Genomic DNA, 18113 nt, shown 5'->3' with positions numbered 1-18113 from the left:
GTGGCGCTGTAGTGGTTCAGGCCCGTGTAGTGGACCTCCAGGACCCGGGCGGCGGTGGGTGAGCCGACCCGGGTCACCGTGCCGAGGCCGGTCGTCACGTTCGGCCGGAGTACCTCCACGGCCACGTCCAGCGTGTCCGCGAGCAGCGGGAGGAACAGCTCGCCCTGGTTGCTCTCCCACGACCGCGACCAGTTCTGGACGGCGTCGAGCGCGTGGGCCAGCTCGGCGTCGGTGAACTGCGCGGCACTGCCGGTGTATCCGTGCCCGAGCACCCTGCGGAGCTGTGCGTCGGAGAGCTGGTCCAGCGTGGGCAGCCGACCGGTGTCGCGCAGGTACCCGAACATGTGCGGGGCGCCGGGGTCGTCCGGGCCCGTCGTGCCGTCCTCGGACAGCGCCTCGATGTAGCGCGTGTCGAGATCGCCCAGTTCGGCCGGCTCCGTGACGCCGGTGATGCCGTACTCCTGGAGGGTCGCCAGGAGCGTGGGCCGGTCCATGGTCGCCGTCTGCTGCTCGAACCACCGCGCGAGCGTCTGCCGTACCTGGCCCACCGCGTCGTACGGCAGCGGGCGGCCGCTGCGGGCGGTGAGCAGCCGGTCCTCTGCGAGGGTGCGCAGCCGTTCCGCCGCGGCCTTCAGGCGCTCGTCGGCCGCGGTCGGCCGGGAGTTGGGGGACCGGCCGGCGAACCGGGCCAGCGCGGTGCGCACTTGGAGCGGGTCGCTCAGCCAGGTGTGGAGGTCCGGGTCCTCGGCCGACAGTCCGGGGAGCCGGTCCCGAACGCGTTCCGGGTCGGTGCCGATGAAGGTGTAGAGCAGGCACTGGCCGTCGCCGCGGGTCCGGACGGTGCTGCCGCGCGGTGCCCGCACCTGGAAGTGCACGGGCTGGGGCGGTGTGTTCGCGGTGTCGTCCTGGGCAGGGCCCTTGCCCTTGCCCTTGCCCTTGTCGTCGGCCTTGGCCTTCGCCTTGTCGTCAGCATCGGACTCGGTCTTGCTCTTCGCCTTGTCGTCGGGCTTGGCCTCGGTCTCGTCCTTGGCCTCACCCTTGGCCTCGTCCTTGGTGTGGGTGTCCGTGTCCGCCGGTGCGGTGTCCTGGCCATGGGTCGGGATGGTGCCGCCCGGGTCGTCGGAGGTGCTCCCGTCGCCCTCGCCCGAGGTCCCGCCGAGGTTCCCGGACGTGCCGCCCTTGTCACCGCCCGCGGTGTCTTCGTCGCCGGGCGATGGGGTGTCCTTCGCCGGGGTGGTCAACAACGGGTCAGGGGTCGTCAGTTCGGTGTCCGCGTCCGAGTGGCCGCCGCCGTCCGAGTCCTCGTCCCCGATGGTGGAGTCGTCGTCGCTCGTCGAAGTGTCGTCGGGGGGCGGAGTGTTGCCGGTGGAGGGGCCCGCCGTGCGCGGGCGCCCCGAGCCGGGCCAACGCGGGGTGACGGCGGCGAGCGTGGTGCGTGACGTGGGCAGCGGCGAGGGGGCGGCGGCCAGTACCAGGCCGACCTCGCCGGGCAGCGCGGTCTCCGCCGCCGCGCGGCGGGCCGCCGCGTCGTCGCGCCGGCCGAGGGCGTTGCCGAGCGCGGTGTCGATGTCACCGAGTCGCTGCTCCGCCCGCTCGTGGGTCTCGCGGGCGTCGTCGTGGGTCAGGGCCGCGTCCTCGGCGTGCCCGCGTGCCGTTTCGGCTTCCGCACGCCGGGTGCCGGCCGTGTCCCGTACGCCAGGGAACTGCGCCCGCGCCTCGTCCAGGGCCGCCTCGTCACGGGCGAGGCCGTTCCGGGTGTCCTGGAGAGCCGTACGGTCCCGCGCCAAGTCCGCGCGCACCTCGCTGAGTTCGGCCTCCAGCCTGCTGATCTCAGCGGTGGTCTCCTCGATCCGCCGAGCGAGAACGGGGTCGACCGCGGGGGCGGTGTCCTCAGCGGGGGCGGGAGCCGCGGTCCCGCCCGTCGTAGCACCGTCCGTGCCGCTCGTACCCGGCGTCGGGACACTCGTCGCATCGGTCGTACCCGGTGTCGGGACGCTCGTCGTGTCGGCGGAGCCGGAGGGGCGCGTGGCGGCTGCCGCGGCCCGGTCGGTGAGTTCGGTGAGGTGGCGGCGGGCTTCCTTGGTCCGGGCGCTGAGGCGTATCTCCTGACGCTCGCCCTCGGCGATCGCGTCGGTGAGCGGGCCGATGGTGCGGCGGGTCACGGAGATCCGGCCGACCAGCGTGTCGACGCGCTCGGTGAGGGCACGGAGGTCCGCCTCGGCCCGGTCCGCCGCCTGCTCGGCGGTGGTGGCGGCCGTGTCGGTGCGGTGGGCCTCGGCCGTCGCGTCCGCGAGCGCGATGGCCGCCCCGTCCACGGAGTCCTGGGCGTCGGGCCGCAGGTCCCGCAGCCCGTGTTCGTCGACGAGCGCCTCGGTGTGGTCGGACTCGGCCCGGTCGAACTCGGCGGCGGTGGTCTCGAAGTCCGCCCATGCCCGGTCCAGGGCCGGATCGCCGGTGGTGGAGCCGGACACCGTGCCGCCGTCCGGGCCGGGCGTCGCCGCGGGGGGCGAAGTGAGCGTGCCGTCCGGGTCGAACGACCACACCCGCAGCCCCTCCGGGCCCCGCGTGACCAGTTCCACCGGGTGGCCCTGTGCGCGTGCCGTCCGGGAGGCGCCGTAGAGGGCGAGGGACAGACGGGAGCCGTCCGGGTCGGGGCCGGTGGCCACCCAGAACTGGTATCCGTCGTCCTCGGGGTCGACGCTCGCGGTCAGGGCGGCCGGTACCTCGCGCAGCGGTGTCGTCGCCCAGTCCGCCGGTGCGGCGCCGGTCTGTTCGGCCAGCAGCACCGGGAGGTCGTAGACGCGGGGCACCGGGCGGGGCTCGGTGATGCCGTGGCCGAGCGCGTCGCGCTCCTCGACGCGGACCGTGGCGGTACCGGTGACATGGCGTACGCCCTCGGGGCCGGAGACCGTGATGTGCACGTCGGCCTGGATCTCGTAGCTGCGGGTGCCGCGGCCCTCGGCGGGCATGCTGGTGCTGCCCGTCTTGAGCCAGTCGCGGCGGCCGCCGGAGACACCGCTGCCGAAGTTGCTCGCGTCGACCGGCCGTTGCAGCAGCGGCGGGGTCGCGCCGAGCAGATTGCGGTCGGGGTCGTCGGCGCTCAGCACGAACGGCAGTGCCAGCCCGGTGGTGGTGTCGCCGCCGGAGACCGTGCTGCTGCTGTCGGAGGTGATCCGTAGCCGGTCCATGGCCACGTCGCCGCCGTCGGTGACCGCCCTCGGCCGGTACAACGACACCGTCAGGGTCGGCCGTTGGTCCGGTACGCCCTGCAACGGGAACGCACCCGGCATCGTCGGCAGCATGCCGCCGACCTGACGGGGTGTGTCCAGCGAGATCGTGCCGGCCTGGATGAGTTCGCCGAGCCGTACCGAGGCGTGCTCGTCGGAGGTCGACGCCGGCTGGGAGCGCCAGCCGCTGCCGGTGGCCGGGGCCACCTGGTCGAGAGCCGTGTAGAGCTGGTCCCAGGCGTTGAAGCCGTACACCGGGGCGTTGCCCGTCGGGTGGAACAGGTCGGTGTCCCGCAGTGCGGACGGGCCGGTGGTCAGCGTGCGGGGGTCCACCCTGGAGACGGACGGCGCAAGTTGGGGCAGCCCGTCGCCGGGAGTGTCCGTCTCGCTGCCGGTGAAGCGCAGGCTCACCAGGGCGGGTACCCGTGCCTGGCCGCCGAGTTCGCCGGAGAGGGTGCGGCTCAGCCAGGAGCGGGTGGACGCGTCGGCGTCGTCCCAGGCGATGATCCCGCGCTGCACCAGGGCGCCCACCACGTTGGGCGGCCAGTCGGCGACCAGGGTGGAGCGGACCGTGGCGACCAGTTCGTAGTCGAGCCCGTCGAAGTCGGCGGCGCTGTCGGTGCGCAGCCAGAACCGGTCCTCGGCGGTGCGCCCCTTCTTGTCGACCTTGCTGGTGGCGGAGACCAGTTGGAGGGAGGGACCGGTGCGGTCCGTACGGTCGTCGGTGTCGGGGCGGCTGAAGCGGGCCGTCGGGTTGACGGTGAGCCGGTGCTGGCGGCCGGTCGAAGTGGAGGCCGAGCGGCCCTCCGCCGTGTGCGAACCCCATTGCTCGATACCGGACTTGTCGCCCGGCACCGCTGTGCCCCGCAGCGCGCCCCGGCTCGCGGCGGTGGTCGTGGGGCGGGCCGAGAACGTCACCTCGACCAGGGCCGCCCCGCCGAACCGGTGGTGCCGGAAGCTGAACCGGGTCTGTCCCCCGCCGCGCCCGATGAGTGCCCGCTTCCCGGCGACGCCGGTGTTGTCGGCGATCAGCGCGGCGACTCCGGGCAGGTAGGAGGCGTGGCCGGGAGTGGTGACGCCGGGGGCGTACCGGTCCACCAACTGCCGTACCTCGTCGTGGAGCCGACCGCGCTGCTCGATCTGCGGCGTGGCCGAACCGGTGGCAGGGCCGGTGCCGTTTCCGAGGCCGGCGAGTTCGGTGACCGAGTTGACCGCGGCCAGGCCGAGGGTGCCGTCCCGGACGTACCGGCTGGGCAGCGGCGGACTCTCCAGACCGGTCGTCGACGGGTCGTCCGGGCGGCCTGCCACCGCATCCATCCACCGCCCGTCACGCCGTAGTTGACTGTCCGTCATCAGGAACTGGAGTCCGCGCGGCACGTCCACGGCGAGCGTGACGGTCTGCGCGGGCCCGAACCCGAAGGAGTTGGCGAGCACGTTGCGGTGGCCGGACCGCACGGTGATGAGGTACGTGACGTCGGCCGTGATCCGGTGCTGCCGGCCGGACTGGGTGGGCACCCGGTTGGTCGCGGTGACGGCGGTGAGGGTGTCGGACTTGTCACTCTTGCGGTCGTACTGGTAACGCCCGGAAGGGTTGAATCGGGACGGGGTCGGTGCCGGGGAGCCGGCGGGCTGCCCGCTCACAGCGGTGGGGGCTGGCGGGTTGTTCTGGGTCGCCGAGCCCGCCAGGCCGAACTGGTGCGTCTTTCCGAGGCCCTTGAGCTGTTGCGCCGAGTCGGCGACAGAGACGCCGGTCTCCAGGTACTGGTTCACGCTGTGCGTCAGCCGGGGCGTGTGGGCGACGGCCTGGATCTCGATCGCGAGCTGGCCGTCGGCACCGAGCCCGGGCAGGGTCAGTCCCTCCACCACGTAGGTGCCGCCGAGGATCTGGTGTCCCCGGCCGACGAGCGAGCCGGGCGAGAGCGCCGTGATCCGGGCCTCCGCGCTCACCGTGGTGGTGTCGGTGGACGGGCTGCCGACCAGCGAACTGCTCAGGAATCCGGTCACTCCGCCCAGCAGCCGGGAGAACCGTCCGGGCGGGGCAGGGGTGGCGGCGCCGGTGGCGGAGGCGTCCTCGGCGGTCTCGACGTGGGTGCCGGTGTCGTCCCCGGCACCGTCACCGGCGCCGGTGACGATCCGGCGGAAGGCGTCCTGGAGCGCCGCCGATCCGCGCACCACGTCGATGTGGGCGTCGTCCGGAACGCGGACCACGTCCGGGTGCGGCTCGCCGGTGGCGGGGTCCGTCATGGCCAGCCGCTCGGTGTCCAGCGGCGCGACCTGCCGCACGGTGTACGGCTCGCCCTCGGGCGCGGGCTCCTCGGCGGCCAGGGTCCGCTCGTGCGGTACGGCCAGCCGGACCGTCCCCGGAACACCTCGCGGGCCGATGACCGGCGGACCCGCCTCCAGATCGTCCTCGGCGCGCGGCTCGGGCTCCGGCTCGCCGAACCGGACCAGCGGTTCCTGGCCAGGGCCCTCGTACAGGTCGAGGGTGAGGCGGGCCGGTACCCCGAACTCCTCGGTGTTCTGCCCGGTGCCGATGAAGAACTGGTCGTGGCCGAGCGTGGTGGCGGTGGTGTTGCCGAGCGCGGCCTGGCCGACGTACTGGTAGTCGCCGGTGGCGTTCAGGGTCCACGCGCCGTGCGGGGTCGGCACGCTGAGCCCGCCGCCGAACCCGGCGCCCAGGCCGTAGGTGTTGCCGAGCCGGCCGGTGCCGCCGCCCGCCGCCTGTGCGAGGCCCATGACCTGAATGTCGGGCAGCACCCTGAGGTGCCGGACCGGCAGGCCGGCGTCCCGCTGCGCGCCGAGTTCCAGCCGTACCCGGCGGCGCCCGGTCACCGAGGGGATCTCCAGGTACAGCGAGTGGCCGCCGTCCACCATGGAGTCCGTCGCGGCCCGCAGCCCGAGCTGGGAGCGCAGCTCGTGCAGCCGCCGCAGGTTGTTCAACTGGGCCTGCACCAGCGTCTCGTCGGGCAGTCGGCTCCGGCGCGGGGCGTCGGCCGGCGGGGGCAGGAAACCGTGGTCCCGCAGCCAGGTCTCCGCCTCCGTGAACAGCGGGTCGGCGCCGTCCACGCCGAGCGGCGCGGTGGACTGCCCGACCGACTCCAACGTCGCCAGCTCGTGCGGCAGGGCGCGGATCTCGTCCTCGGCCGGTACATGGCCGCGCGCGTCCTCGGCGCTGAGCATCCGCAGGTCGAGCCCGTGCCGCCAGGTGCCGGGCGCGTAGGTCTCGGTGCTGCCGTCGGGCCGGGTCAGGGTGAGGGTGTAGGTGACGTCCGCCTCGGTCAGCAGGTGGCTGCGGTTGGTGCGGACCGCGTGCATGGTGCCCGCGACGGAGCTGGTGCCGAACACGTTCTGCGCCGCAAGGCTCGCGGTCCCCTTGACGGTCAAGGTGCCGCCGACGGTGCGGGAGGCGTCCGGGTGCCCCGGCCGCGAGTCGTGGGTGAAGGCCGGGCCGATGCTGCCGGAGAAGGTCACCCCGCTGTTGAACGAGGTGTTCTGGTCGTTCTTCACCGAGTTGACGAGATGGCTCTCCAGGTTGATCTTCTTGTCGATGCTCTTGGCCACCGGGGTGGTCGGGGTGACCTGCGCCTCCAGCCGCATGATGCCGACCGCCCGCCCGTGCGCGTCGGTGAGCACCGGCGAGTACAGCCCGCCCCCGCGCTGCATCGGCAGGGTGCCGCGCAGGATCGGTTCAGCGAGGAAGTCGGCCAGTTGCGACGACGAGGTGGCGTCCAGATCGGCGCTGAAGTGCCCGGCGGCACCCTCGTAGAGCCGCCGCGGGTTCAGTACCGAGTCGACGCCGTAGACCGGCAGGTCGTCGAGACGGGCGGGCGTGGGCAGCTCCTGCCCGGGATCGGCGTCGGCGTCGACGAGGTGCTGCGGGAACCAGATGGTGACGGGCCCGTGCGGCTGAGCCGGCCGCCAGTCGGCCGCGGGATCGGGGGTCGTGGTGGCGACCGCCGTGTCCGCCACGTCCGTGATGGCGGCCGGTGCGGTGGCCGGGCCCGGGGCCGGCGCGTCCAGACGCACCTCCCAGTTGCCGGTGAAGTCGTAGGCGCGGGAGGGCTCGTTGCTGCGCTGGGCGCTGGTGGTCTGCACGACCTGGGTGACGGTGGTGGAGCCGTCCGCCTGGTTGTGGGTGAGGGTCGCGGACAGCCCGAGGTCCACTCCGCGGACGGGGCCCGCCGCCGCGATCGGTATCGTGCCGGTCCACGGCACCGGAATGGTCGAGAACGTGCCGGACGGCTGCGCGGAGACGATCTCCCGGGTGCCCTGCCCGCGCCGCTCCACGTGCTTGTCGGGGTCGCTCGTGTCGATGTCGCCCTGACGTGCGGACGGCCGCGCGTCGTCGAGCGTCAGCCGTACGTCCACGTGCCGCTGGACGCCGTCGACGTCCAGGGTGATCCGGTGACCGCCGCGACTGCGCAGATACGGCAGGTTCATCACCATCTGCTCCGCGGACAGCACGTCCCGCAGCTGCGCGTGCACCGGGTCGTCGGGGCGCGGGGTGGGCCGGCCCAGCGCGGCGAGCACCTGCCGGTGCACCCCGTCGACCACGTCCGGCGGGAACGGCTCCACGTGCACCAGACCCACCTGGCCGTCGTGCCGCCGTCCGTAGCCGCCGAGGTAGGAGGTACGGCGTCCGCCGTCGCTCTCCGCCTCGGGCGGCGGAGCGGTGTGGCCCTCCGGGGAGGTCACCGTGAGCACGGGGACGACCGGCACCACCGCGGGGACGGTCTCCGTCTCCGTCTCGGCCACCGGCGGGGCGGGCGGGTCCGCGCCCGGTCCCCCGGGGCCGCCCCCCCGGTGGGCGACCGCCGGAGTGTCGACCATGCTGCCGATGAGATCGAGGTGCCGAGGCCTCAACCCGCCCGGCTGGTACGACGGATCGGTCGGCTCCGTCGGCGGCGCGGGCCGGGTGGGGTCACCCATCAGGCTGGCCGTGCCGCCGCGGTGCGGGGCGGCGGGGTCGAGGCCGCTCTCGTCGCGCAGTCCGAGCTGGTGGCCGACCTCGTGGGCCAGGTCGGAGTCGGAGATGCCGGCCGGCCACGAGTGGTGGGTGGCCCTGATGCCGTCCGCCGGGTCGGTGAGGGTGACGTCGAGGTGCGGTGTCTCACCGGGGGCGGCGGGCACGACGGTGACGTGCAGCAGACTCCCGTCCCGCAGCCGGTGGCCCGGGGTGTTGAAGACCCGCCGCACACCGTCCGTCAGACGCTGGTGCACGCCGTCGGCCTGCGACCCGAGGTGCGGGCTGCCGGTGAGCCGGTAGGTGACGGTGAGATCGGTGACCGGCACACCGTCGTGCGTGAACCGCCGTACGGCGAAACCGGCCCGCACCACGTAATGGGTGGGCCTGCCGTCCGCCCCGAGCGGCCGGGACACCGGATCCACCCAGGTGGTACTCCGCTCCGAAGCCGTCACCCCGGCCCGCGTCTCCGCGAATCCTCCGGACTCCGGCGTGACGGACGGCGTGAGCACCACGGACGCCGGTTCCGGAGCGGGTGAGCCGGGATGGGGCCGCGGTGCCGTGTCCGGGGCCGAACTCGTCGTAGGAGGCGCGCTGTTGCTGGTGGTGGCGACCGGCGTCGGCAGATCGCTGTCGGCAGGAGTCGAGACCCGGTCGGGACCGGGGTCCGTCCCGGACTCGGGCCGGGAGCTGCCGTCGACCTCGGTGTCCGTGGTCTGCGTGGTGTCCGTGCCGTTGGTGGCACGGCTGTCGGACGTCGTGCCCTGCGGGTGCCCCGACGCGGTGGTGCGCGGGTTGCCTCCGGCGGTCGAGGGCGCGCCGGAACCGGACCCGGCCGTGCCCGGCGGTACGACAGTGGTGTCATGGACGCCCGTCACCGGGATGCTCGACGCGGGCACGGGAGCCGAGCCGTCCGGGATACCGTCCGACTGCCCGCTCCCCTGCCCGGACTCCTCCGCCCTCTCCCCACCACCGGAGCTCTGCGGCTGCTGCTGCGTACGGACCGGCGCCGGCCCGGTGTCCGGGCTGCCACCGGTGTTCGAGGGCGAGCCGGAACCCGACGCAGGACTGCCGGTACCCGTCCCGCCCGGCGGCACGACAGTGGTGTCACGGACACCCGTCACCGGGATGCTCGACGCGGGCACGGGAGCCGAGCCGTCCGGGATACCGTCCGACTGCCCGCTCCCCTGCCCGGACTCCTCCGCCCTCTCCCCACCACCGGAGCTCTGCGGCTGCTGCGTACGGACCGGCGCCGGGGTGCCGGAGGCCGTGGTGTCGCCGGAGTCGCCCTGCGAGGTCTGCTCCGGCTGCTGGGTCCGTGGGTCGTCGTTCGTGCCGGTCCGGTCCGGTGTCCTCGTGGGTGTGTTCGACGACGAGCCGCTCCCGGTCGTACCCGTGTGGTCCGTCGAACTCGTCGTGCCGTGCGGGACGTTGCTCTGGAGGTCTCCCCCGTCGACCTGCACGTCGTCGGCGCCGGTGGACTGGGGCGGCGGGGTGGCGGTGGATGATGTGCGGTGGGAGGTGGAGTTCGTCGAGGAACTGCCGTTGTTCGAGGCGGTGTTGACGGGATGGGGGCCCGTGGTGGTCGTGTTGTCGCCGGTGGGGGACGAGTGGGACGGGTCGTTCGTCGAGGACGTGCCGTCGTCCGGGATGTCAGTGGTGCTCAGGGTGTTCACCGGCGGCGGGGTGGTGAAGTTGAACTTGTTGCCCAACGCGCTGGCACCCTGGCCGAGATGGCGTTCGCTCATCGAGCTGAGCCCACTGCCGAGGAAGGTGTTCAGGGGGTCGATGGGGAAGCCGAAGACGGACGCCGCGGCGATCTCACCGAGGGTCTCCGCGCCGCCCTCGGTGAGGAAGTGCTCGATGTCCTCGCCGATTTCGTGCTTCACCTTGTCGCCCAGGCTCTTGGGCTTGGGCGTGGGAGTCGGGGTCGGCGTCAGGTGCGGACTCGGCGTCGGGGTCGGTGTGGTCTTCGGGTCGGGCGTCGGAGTCGGCTTCGGGTTGGGCTTGTTGTGCAGGTCGGGGTTGTCGAACTTGTGGTTGAACTTGCCGCCGTTGCCGCTGATGTCCTTGAACGGGTTGTGCGTGTCGAAGATGTTCTTGAACTTGTTCTTCAGGCCCTTGCCGAGGTCCGAGAGCAGACCGTGGAACAGGCCGGTGAACGCGCCGAAGACACCATCCTGGACTATCTGCGACCAGTCGAACCCGCTGGGGCGGCGGCCCTTGGGTGCGCCCAGCATCATGGCCAGCCGTACCGCGAAGGTGGTGAACGCCTCCTCGATCGCCTCGGTGAGGCTCGGCATCAGATGCGTCTTCTTCATCAGCCATTCGAGCAGCGTGAGAATGGCGACCCGGCTGCGGGCCTTCGCCACCGCGGCCTGGCTTGAGGCGGAACCGCCGGTGAAGGCGGACAGCACCGCGATGATCATCAGCTCGATCAGCAGCCGGATCAGCTCGGCGATGATCTGCCACTTGGACTCCATGATGTCCATGGAGGACTTGGTGCGGGACTGCCCGATGCTGTCGAGCTGGTCGGCGAACTCCTTCAGGTAGTTGACACCGCCGCTGTCGAGGAACATGTGCATCGCCCGCACATAGTTGTTCCCGACCTGCGGCGGCAGCGCGCGCCCGACCCCACCGGCGGTCTGCTCGATCAGGTCCGAGAGATCACGGACACGCCGGCCGAGCCGCTCGTACGGCTTGCCGTTGGCGTAGGCCATGTCCTCGTCGGCCTGGAGCATCTTCTCACCGATGAGCACGAACAACAGGTTGTTCAGCTGCGGCGACGCGTGGATGGTCATCAGGGATGGTCCGGTACGTCAGTGCTTTCCGCCGTGCGAACCACCGCTGGTGTCGCCCGTGTTGATGCTGGAGCTGTGGATGGCGTCGAGTACGCCGCTCTGGGTGCCCAGCACGCTCTTCAGGTTGGCGAGGGTGCCGTCGCCCACGCCGACGATCGCCTCGGACAGGGACGAGCCGGTCTTCACCGAGCCCTCCCGCTGCTGCTTCTCCTGCGGCAGCATCTGCTTGGCGTAGCTGTCGTCGTGCCCCGGCCAGCCGGAGGTGGACGACACGTCGGTGATGAACTCGTTGATCATTTCCGTGGCCAGCCGGCTGATCTGCTCGATCTGCTGGGTGCCGGCGATGAGCGCCGGGGGGCTTGCGAAGTAGGCGTTCTCCGACATCGTGTCCTCAGTCCTCCGGGTCTTCGTTGATCTCGTCGCGGAGCCGGCCGGCCCCGCGCCGCCGGCCGCCCTTGGGGCCCTCCAGCACACCGGGCCCGAAGATCTTGTTCCAGTCCACGTCGAAACCGGTGATCTCGGGTGCCTCGGGATTGGCCTTGGTGAAGGGCTCGAAGGTCGCCATGACGTGCCGGGCCATCCGGGCCCGTGCCTCCTGCACCGCCTCCAGCACGCTCGCGGCGAGCTGACCGGCGGGCATCGTGCGGTACTTGTCGTCCAGGAAGGTCAGCGCGATCAGGTCGCCCTGCGCGGTCACGGTCGCCTCGACCGCGCGGTCCGCCGAGCGCACCGTGCTCTCCGCGTGGGCGAGTTCGCTCTCCGCGCGCGCCACCGCCGCCTCGGTGGCCTCCAGTTCGGCCATCGCCTTGGCCAGCCGCTGCTCGATCGACTCGCTGTTCATCGGCCGATCACCGCCGGCGAACCGCCCTCGTCCGTGCCCCAGACGTCCTCGTCCTCGGTGAGCCACGCCTCGCGGGCCCGGTCGCCGCTCTCCGTGGAGCGCCCGTTCTGGCCGGCGCCGTTGCTGCCGGGCCCGCCCACCGGGTACGGGGCGCTGGACGTGGTGGGCCGGGTGTACACGACGTCCTCGTCCTCGTCCACCGAGGTCGCCCGGTTGGTCCGGCCGCGCCGGGTGGCGCCGCCCGCGGGGTCGGTGAGTACGGCACGGGTGCGCTCGCTGTTGCCGCCCTGCCCGCCGCCGGCGCCGCCCATGCCGCCGCCCATGCCTCCCATGCCGCCCATCCCCATCGGGTTGAGCGGGGTGCCGCCGGACGCGCTCTGGGTGCCGGCGGAGGCGGCGAGGGCGGTCCCGTCGAGGGCGTCGGAGCGCAGCGCACCGCCGGTGTAGGGGGTGCTGTCGTAGTCGTCGTAGCCGCTGTCGAGACCGGAGTCCGCGCCGCCGGAGGTGTTGAGGCCGTCGTTGCCGAGTCCACCGTTGTTGAGCCCGGTCGTGTTCAGGCCGCTGGTGTCGGTTCCGTTGCCGTTGAGGCCACTGGTGTCGATGCCGCTCGTGTCGATGCCGTTGCCGTTGAGCCCACTGGTGTCGATCGAGGACGAGGGCAGGCCGGTGCCGTCGATGTCCGTGGTGGTCGTGTGGCCGGAGGGGTCGGTGGTGGTGAGCTGGCCGGTGTCCGGGTTGAGGGTCTGGGTGGAGCCGTCCGGGAAGTGGGTGGTCAGCGTGCCGTTGTCGTTGAGCGTGGTGGTCGAGCCGTCCGGGTTGGTGAAGGTGTCGCCCGGGTTGAGATGCGTGGTGGTGACGTGGCCCGAGGGGTCGGTGACCGTGACCTGACCGGTGTCCGGGTTGAGGGTCTCGGTGGAGCCGTCCGGGAAGTGGGTGGTCAGCGAGCCGTCGGAGTTGAGCTGGGCCGTCGAGCCGTCCGGGGTGGTGAAGGAGCCGGCGGTCGGGTTGAGCGTCGACGTGCTCACGGTGCCGTCCGGGTTGACGGTGCTGACCTGGCCCGTGGTCGGGTCGAGGGTCCGGCTCGTGCCGTCGGGGAACTTCGTGGTGAGGGTGCCGTCGCTGTTCAGGGTGGTGGTGGAGCCGTCCGGGTTGGTGATGGTGCTGCCGGGATTGAGCTGGGAGACCGAGGTGGTGCCGTCCGGGTGGGTGGTGGTGACCAGGCCGGTCGACGGGTCGATGGTCTGGGTGGAACCGTCCGGAAACGTCGTGGTGAGGCTGCCGTCGCCGTTGAGCTGGGTGGTGCCCCCGGTCGGGGAGTTCAGCGTGGTCGAGCCGTTCTTGTCCGTGTTGGGGTTCAGGAGCGACGGGCCGAGGGGGTTCAGCACGCTGTTGACGAGGCTGTTGGGGTCGTTCGGGCCGCCGCCGTTCAACAGGCTGTCGCCGTTGAGGTTGCCGAGGCTGTCGAGCCCGTTGCCGACGTTGTTCAGGCTGTTGCCGAGATCGTGGTTGAGGTTGTCGAGGTTCGAATTCAGGTTGTTGCCGAGGTTGTTGAGGTTGTCTCCGAGACCGTTGTTCAGGTTGTTGAGGCTGTCGTTCAGGTTGTTGCCGAGGTTGTTGAAGTTGTCACCGATGTTGTTGAGGCTGTCGTTCAGGTTGTCGTTGAGGTTGTTGAAGTTGTCGCCCATGTTGTTGAGATCCTTGTTGAGGTTGTCAAGGTTCTCGTTGAGCTTGTCGTTGTTGTCCTTCGCCTCCTGCTCGGCGATGTCGCTCTCCTCCTTCTGGAGGACCTCGGCGAGCGTCTCGGTGTTCTTGTTCTTGACCTCGTCGTCGAAGGCGTCCTGCACGTCCGCCCAGGCGTTCTTCACGGCGCTGAGCGCGTCGATGGCCGGCTGCTTGAGCTTGCTGTCCGCGTGGTCCGACCAGCTCTTGACGGCGGCGTCGGCGACCTTCTGCCAGGTGGTGTGCTGGGTGAGGTCGCCGTACCCGGGGACGGACTGCTTGAAGGCGGCATCGGTGGAGTAGGAGGTGTAGGTGCCGCCTCCGTACTGGCTGTAGGTGGAGTGCGTCGACGACAGCACGTGGTTGATGTTGTTGTTGATGACCCACTGACTGATCTCGTCGAGGATCTTCTTCACGTGGTAGTGGGGGTCGTGCTGGCCGTCCGAGGCCCAGTTGGTCCATGCGGTCTGGAGGGCGGTGACCGCGTCCTTCAGCGCGAGTTGGGCCGCCGCCAGCGCGTCGCTCAGCTTCGACTTCGGGACGGTGCCGCCGAGGGTGGTGTTGGTCGCCGTGTACTCGCGGCCGCCCAACTGGGAGACGTAGCCGTCGTAGTTGGTCTTCAGCTCGTCCAGCAGATGCCAGAAGAGGCTGGCCGCCTTCCCCTTCCAGGACGCCTGGTCCTCGCCGAGCGAGGTCATCCACTGGTTGACGATGTCCGAGTGGTCCTTGAAGAACTGCACCACCCGGTCGAAGGACTGCCCGGTGGTCTCGAAGGAGAGCAGGTCGACGGCGTTGTCATCGATGACCGACAGTCCGCTGTACGAGAAGCCCTGCGTCGAGTACGGCGGCGACAGCAGGTGGTCGAGGACCAGCTTGCTGCCCGAGATGTACTGCGCCATCGGCCCCGAGTCCCACTGGACGTGGGAGTACGAGCCTTCGAACGCGCCGCCGCCGGTGACCTCCCCGCCGCTCCAGAGGGTGGCGCGGCCGTTCTCGTCGACGGTGACGCCGATCATCACGATCCGGGCCTTCTTCATGCTCACGCTGTTGTGCGCGCCGTCCCCGCCGGCGTCGTAGAAGGCCAGGTCGTAGTCCTCGCCCTTGTTGACCTGCCAGCCGCCGATCGCCGAGTAGTCGGCCGCGGTCACCGATCGCATGGAGATGCCCTGGATGTCCATCCGGAACAGCTTGAGGTCGGAGAAGTCGTCGCTGTTCGAGCTGCTGAGCTTGTCGAACAGGGTGGACCGGGGCGGGATCGTGTAGCCGGTGAAGTCGGTGACGGCCTGGGCGAAGTAGTCGTCCGGGTCGTAGCTGGGAGTCCCGGAAGTGCTGGTGCTGTCGGCCATGGGGCGGCACTCCACTGCGGAGGAGGGGCGGGGACTGAGTGGGGGGACGAGGTGCGGGCCCGCGGCCGGCCGGCCGCGGGCCGGCCTCAGGAGTTGTTCGAGTCGGTGCCGCTCATGTCGCCGTCGACGGTGTCGAAGATGTCCAGCAGCTTCTCGCCGTCGATCGACTCGAGACTGTCGCCCTGGGTCTTGAGCAGGGTGGTGATGGTCTCCTCCAGGGCGTCGTCGATGTCGTCGAAGAGGGTCTTCTGACCGGTGAGGATCTTGTCCAGCGCGCCCGCCTGGGTCTTGAGCGCCTCCACGAGCGTGGACCCGCCGACCGGGTCCTTGCTGTCGCCGCCGTTCATCAGCCCGATCCGCAGGATCTTGGCCAGGCCCGCGGCCGAGCCCTCGCCGGTCTCCGCGACCAGGTTCTTCAGGGACCGGACGCCCGCGTTGTCCTTGCGGATGGCCAGCAGATCGCTGATGAAGTCGGCGACGTCGTTGTTCTTGAAGTTCTTCAGCGCGGTCGAGTCGAGATGGGTCAGGTCTGCCATGGGTGCCTCCGCGGGCGGTACGCGCCGGTCCTGACGTACGGCGCGGCGACGGAACGGGAAGGTGCCTGAACCGCACCGACCTCGGACGACCGGTCGGTGCGGTGGGGCCGAACGGCTCAGCGGCCGATCGTGACCTCGGACCACATCTGGCTGAGGGAGTTCTCGCTGTACTTGTAGCTGTTGGAGATCTCGTTCAGCAGCTGCGAGTGCGAGGTGAGCAGCAGCTCCATGTTCTGCACGGCGCTGTCCCAGGCCGCCTGCTTCTGGCGGTAGGTGTCGGCGTCGTTCCCGTACCAGGTCTTGGACAGCTCGCCGAGTTCCTGCTCAAGGCTGGAGAGCGTCTGCGCGATCGCCTTGGTCTGCGCCACCATGTCGTCCGCGGCGTTCGCCATGTGGTTGTAGCTGACGTAGATGACACCGTCGGACAGGTTGTCTGCCACAGCTTGCCTCTCTTACGCGATGGGGGATCGGACGTGACCGCGAGGTCAGCCGGCGAGCTGGTCGAAGGCCGACTGCGCCGCGTTGTACGCCTGGTTGATGGAGTCGTTCGAGGAACCCTGGGTCTTGTTGTGTTCCACGAGGCTCTGGTTCAACCGGTCGATGACGTCCTCGAGGTTCTTGAGGATGACGTTGCACTGGCCGTCCCACTGCGCGAGGAGCTGGCCGTACTGGCCGCCGTCGCTGCCCTGGTAGCCGCTGCCCAGGGTGGAACGGGTGCTGTCGACGTCCTGACGGATCTTCACGATGCCGCTGAAGGCGCTCTCCAGGGCCTGGATTCCGTTCCGGGTCGAACCTTCGCTTGACTGCTGGCCGTCTCCTGCCATCGTCCCACCTTTCGTAAGTCGATCTACAGCATGAGTTCAACTGAGCGTAGGTTGACGGAAGTTAAGCTGGCAACGAACTGAGGGAGATCTGAGGTTGCCGCCCGGTTCGGAACAGAGGCTTTTACTGCTCGGCAACCTGGCCGGAACACGCGGCTCCGCGGATTCCGGTTCTGGAGCTGCTCCAGTTTGACGTGAACACGATGTCCTTCGGCGAAAAGCCGTCAGTCGGCGTACCCGGCCAGCGAGTTGGAGCGCAGACCCGACTGCGGCGCGTCCACCGGACCGCCCGCCGGGGCCCGCCCCGCGAACGCGGCCGGACCCGAACCGGCCCCACCGGGACCGGATCCGCCGGTGCCGCACTGCGCGGCCTCGCCCGGCGCCCGTGCCGCGCCGGCGCCCGAGTCCGAGGCCGCGGCCTGCGCGCTCAGCTCCGGCCCGGTCGGCAGCATCGACAGCAGGGTGGACGGCACGCGCACCGGCGTCGCCCCGTCGTAGCCGAGGGCGGCGAGCGCGTTGGCATCCGGAATGCGGTACTTCACCCCGTCGTCGCCGACCAGGAACGTGGTGTCGCCGACCGTCCCACCGGCCGCGCCCAGGGCCCGCACCAGCGTGTCGTGCCCGGGACGCATCACCACCCGGTCCACCGCCACGCACGCCGCGGTCAGCGCCGTGGTGTCGGGTTGCGCCGCCGGGAACAGCGCGGAGTCCGCGACCCGTACCGAGGTCACCCGCACCTGCCCGTCGGCCGGGTCGACCTGGGCGCACACCGACTCCCCGGCCGCGGGACCGGTCGCGCTCGGCGGGCTGTCCGGCAGCCCGGCCACCGACGGGTCCGTCGCCGCCGTGCCCGGCGCCTGATGGGCCCGCAGGTCGGAGACGTCGATCGTGACGACCGACGGCGCTCCCCCGTCGTACGCCTCCTTGCGGGTGTCCGGGTCGCCGAGGAGCAACGCCGACTGAGTATCGGTCACCGGGTGCAGGCCGTCCTTCTGGAGGACGTACTCCTGGTTCCCGGAGCCCGCCACCACCCGGAACACCTGCCCGACGCGGGTCGCCCGGCCGCCCAGTTCCGGCCCCGCCGTCCCGCGGCCCTCGACCTTCGGGGTGGCCAGCTTCGGACCGGTCACCAGGGCGTCCAGGAAGGCCGCCGACACCGGGCGGGGCGTCACCGGCCCGTACCCGAGGGACTCCGCCGCGCCCGAGTCCTTGTCCAGCTCCAGCCGGCTGCCCTGCCACACCAGATATGTGCGCTTGTCCGGGCCCCGCACCACCAGCGCCGACTTCACGCCGATCGGGTCCGTCTCCACCGGGGCGCCCGGCACGAGGGTGGTCTGCGTGCCGGAGCCCGAGGAGCACACCTGCCACGGCGAGGTTTCCAGCTCGCCCGGCGCCGGTACGGAGTCGGGAGCGCCGGTGATCCCGACCGGCTTGCCGACCGGCGTGCCCGCCAGGGACTTCGAACCGACCGACGTGGTCTTCAGGTCGGAGCCGCCGATCAGCACGGCCGAGGCGTAGTTGCGCACCGGGCGCAGTCGGCCCTCGCTGTACAGGTAGCGGGCGCCGGTGTCCTTGTTGACGATCAGGGTGTCGCCGCTGCGCCAGGCGTCGTTGCCGCCCGGCTTGATCAGCCCGTACACCAGCGCTCCGGCACAGACCAGCACACCGACGATCACACCGACCAGCGCGCCCCGGCTGGTACGGCCCAACGGGCTCTCCGGAGCGTCCGGATCGGCCAGCAGCATGCCCGAGGTCAGGCGGCCCATCATGAACGTGTGCGCTTGCACCTGGTCGCGCTTCGACCGCACGCTTTCCTCCCGGCTGAGTGGTTCTGGTTGTTCTTCGGGGCCCTCCCGGGC

At 71.2% G+C, this 18113-nt stretch carries 7 protein-coding genes and 1 pseudogene; all 8 read right to left on the bottom strand.

Annotation, left to right across the window (positions count from 1 at the left end; genetic code table 11):
- A pseudogene (locus tag LQ326_RS43685) lies at positions 1 to 10991 on the bottom strand (hypothetical protein); the annotation flags it as partial.
- 18 nt (positions 10992 to 11009) lie between these two features.
- Positions 11010 to 11375, bottom strand: coding sequence for a hypothetical protein (locus LQ326_RS43680; protein WP_234544649.1), 366 nt, complete (start codon positions 11373 to 11375; stop codon positions 11010 to 11012).
- Positions 11376 to 11382: 7 nt separating this feature from the next.
- Positions 11383 to 11832 (bottom strand): YbaB/EbfC family nucleoid-associated protein, encoded by a 450-nt coding sequence (locus LQ326_RS43675; protein WP_234544648.1) that lies wholly within the window; start codon positions 11830 to 11832, stop codon positions 11383 to 11385.
- Entirely contained in the window at positions 11829 to 14897 is a 3069-nt protein-coding gene (locus tag LQ326_RS43670) for an AAWKG family protein (RefSeq protein ID WP_234544647.1), read from the bottom strand. Before LQ326_RS43670 ends, LQ326_RS43675 begins: the two co-directional genes overlap by 4 nt.
- An 86-nt stretch (positions 14898 to 14983) precedes the next feature.
- The gene (locus LQ326_RS43665) at positions 14984 to 15433 is read right to left on the bottom strand and encodes a type VII secretion system-associated protein (RefSeq protein WP_234544646.1); all 450 of its coding nucleotides are present in this window, start codon (positions 15431 to 15433) and stop codon (positions 14984 to 14986) included.
- Positions 15434 to 15549: 116 nt separating this feature from the next.
- Complete coding sequence (locus LQ326_RS43660; protein WP_234544645.1) at positions 15550 to 15873, bottom strand: WXG100 family type VII secretion target; 324 nt, start codon at positions 15871 to 15873, stop codon at positions 15550 to 15552.
- A gap of 45 nt (positions 15874 to 15918) precedes the next feature.
- Positions 15919 to 16257, bottom strand: a complete 339-nt coding sequence (locus LQ326_RS43655) for a hypothetical protein (protein ID WP_033285066.1) — start codon at positions 16255 to 16257, stop codon at positions 15919 to 15921.
- A gap of 221 nt (positions 16258 to 16478) precedes the next feature.
- Positions 16479 to 18062, bottom strand: a complete 1584-nt coding sequence (gene eccB, locus LQ326_RS43650; protein WP_234544644.1) for a type VII secretion protein EccB — start codon at positions 18060 to 18062, stop codon at positions 16479 to 16481.
- Positions 18063 to 18113 lie beyond the last annotated feature (51 nt).

It is taken from the genome of Streptomyces shenzhenensis (assembly GCF_021462265.1).
GTDB lineage: Bacteria > Actinomycetota > Actinomycetes > Streptomycetales > Streptomycetaceae > Streptomyces > Streptomyces shenzhenensis.
Note: the sequence above shows the minus strand (reverse complement) of the source record. Positions and strands in the feature narration are given on the sequence as shown.